This window comes from Ilyobacter sp., from assembly GCF_041583315.1.
Lineage (GTDB): Bacteria > Fusobacteriota > Fusobacteriia > Fusobacteriales > Fusobacteriaceae > Ilyobacter.
The window spans coordinates 1-2,621 of the sequence record NZ_JBFHGC010000414.1 but is presented as its reverse complement, the minus strand read 5'-3'; the positions used below and the strand labels follow the sequence as shown (position 1 = coordinate 2,621).

2 protein-coding genes and 1 pseudogene are annotated in these 2,621 nt (G+C 38.4%); all 3 read left to right on the top strand.

Going from position 1 to position 2,621, the window contains the following annotated elements; translation table 11 throughout:
• The coding region (locus ABZA26_RS12260; protein ID WP_372714800.1) for a M18 family aminopeptidase at positions 1 to 1,272 on the top strand (1,272 nt) is incomplete at its 5' end.
• 109 nt (positions 1,273 to 1,381) lie between these two features.
• Positions 1,382 to 2,050, top strand: a complete 669-nt coding sequence (locus ABZA26_RS12255; RefSeq protein ID WP_372714799.1) for a response regulator — start codon at positions 1,382 to 1,384, stop codon at positions 2,048 to 2,050.
• Positions 2,051 to 2,121: 71 nt separating this feature from the next.
• A pseudogene (locus tag ABZA26_RS12250) lies at positions 2,122 to 2,621 on the top strand (integral membrane sensor signal transduction histidine kinase); the annotation flags it as partial.

Below are 2,621 nucleotides of genomic sequence, written 5' to 3'. Positions count from 1 at the left end.
AGGGACTTCATTGATTTCAGTTATAGGGGAAAGAGTGTGTATCACGTTGTAAAGGGTATAGAGGAGCTCTGTGTGGAGGGGAACTACAGAGAACTGAAACTTTGTGATAAGTGGGAGATAAATCCCGGTGGAAAATATTATGTGAAAAGAAATGATTCTACTATAATAGCATTTTCAATAGGAAAAGGAGAGAGTCTCTTTAAAATCACCACAAATCATACAGACACTCCGGGATTTAAAATAAAACCTTCGCCGGTTTCCGTATCAGAGAAAAACTATCTGAGATTGAATACAGAGGTTTACGGAGGACCTATACTAAATACCTGGATGGACAGGCCACTGTCTATAGCAGGCCGTATAATGGTTAAGGGAAAAAGTATATTGGAACCTGAATCGCTGACGGTGGATATAGACAGACCTCTTCTGGTGATACCCAACCTTGCTATACATCAGAACAGGGAGGTAAATGAAGGTGTAAAGCTTTCCAGACAGAGGGACATGCTTCCTGTGGCAGCACTTATAAATGGGGAATTAAACAATGAAAATTTCATCCTAGATATTCTTAGCACGGAATACGGAATAGATAAAAAAGAAATTCTGGATATGGAGCTTTTTCTGTATGAATATACAAAGGGGATGCTTACGGGGATGAATGAGGAATTTATCTCCTGCGGTAAGATTGATAATCTTGCTTCAACATATGCAGGAGTGATTTCTATGATGGAATGTACAGATCACTCGGGAATAAATGTGGTGGCTTGTTTTGATAATGAGGAGATAGGAAGCAGGACGAAGCAGGGAGCTGACTCAAACCTCCTTCTAAACATAATGGAGAGGATAATCTCTTCTAAAGATGGAGGGGGGAGAGAGGAATTTTTCAGAGCTATGTACAGGTCTTTTATGGTATCTGTAGACGGAGCTCACGCTGTACACCCAGCAAAGGGAGAAAAAACAGATATAACCAATAGACCCATGCTGAATAAAGGGGCTGCAGTTAAAATAAGTGCCGCCCAGTCGTATACAACAGACGCCTTTTCCGGTGCAGTTGTAAAAAGTATATTCGATAATAAGGAACTTCCTTACCAGTACTTTGTAAATCACTCTGATGAAAGAGGCGGAAGTACTCTAGGTCCTGTTTCTGCTGGTCATATAGATATAAATTCAGCTGATCTGGGGCTTCCTATGCTGGCGATGCACTCTGTCAGGGAGATGTGCGGTGTAGATGACCTCTATACACTCAAAGAGTTTCTAAATGGATTTTACTCCTTGTAGAGGAGTTTTATAATATAGATAGTATCCAGCTTTAAAAAAAAGGGGAATTTGTAAAGACTAAGTTAAAAATGCAGTAAAAATATTTTTACGGGGGAAGGGTGATTTTTTTATGAAAATACTGGTTGTCGAAGATGAACAAAATATTTTGACCTACCTTAAAAAGGGGCTTACAGAGGCAGGTTATAAGGTGGACATAGCTGGAAATGGCGAAGATGCTGTCTATCTGGCATCGATAAATAACTATGACCTTATCATACTGGACGTGATGATACCTAAGATAAACGGTTTAGAGGTCTGCAGGATCCTCAGAAGGGAAAAAAATCCGGCTTATATAATACTTCTGTCGGCTAAAGATCAGGTGCAGGATAAGGTAGAGGGGCTAGATGCAGGGGCAGACGATTACATAACAAAACCCTTTGTATTTGCAGAACTTTTGGCGAGGATAAGAGCTGTACTGAGAAGAAACTCTGAAGACAAGGAAAATATAATAGCTGCCAAGGGTCTCACAGTAAACCTTTTAAACAGAGAGGTAAAAAGGGGAGGGAAAGATATAGAACTCACCCTAAAGGAGTTTTCCCTTTTGGAATATTTCATCAGAAACAAGAATTTGGTGCTCACCAGGACAATGATAGCAGAAAAAGTATGGAATATAGATTTTCTCACAGACACCAATGTAGTAGACGTGTATATAAATCACCTTAGAAAAAAAATAGACAGGGATTTTGACGATAAACTGATCTACACCGTGAGAGGAGTAGGATATATATTAAAAGCTTAATTTTTAGTCTGAAAGAGATTATCTATTCTAAAGACAAACTGAGGGGCAGGATTTTTCTTATCAGCTCTCTCATGGCAGTTGTGGCGATAGTGGTAATTTTATTGCTTTTCAACTATACGATACAGCTTTTAATTATGAATGAGATTGATAAGGAACTGGCAGCAGAAGTGAAGATTTTCAACTCAGTATTAGAAAAAAGTGAGTTTGATTTTCAGAGGGAAACAGGGAAATTAAGAAAGGACATCTCTTTTCTGGTGGTAGATAAAGATAACAACGGAATCTACATGGAAGCTTTTAGTTTAGAAGATTCAGCTATTATATTGGAAAAAGCTTCAGAGTCTGAAGAAACTGGTTTTGACGTGGTGATCGTGCCTAACAAAAGATATCATCTCATGATATCTGATATTCCAGAAAATAATCTTTTTCCAAAGGGAAGCAGACTTATGGTGGTGAAGGACATATCTTATATATCCAACACCAGATATTTTTCCAGCTATATAATGGCAGTGACAATGGTTCTGCTTATTGCTTTTTTCGTAGGTATGATAAATTTTACCATGGAGAAAATCTT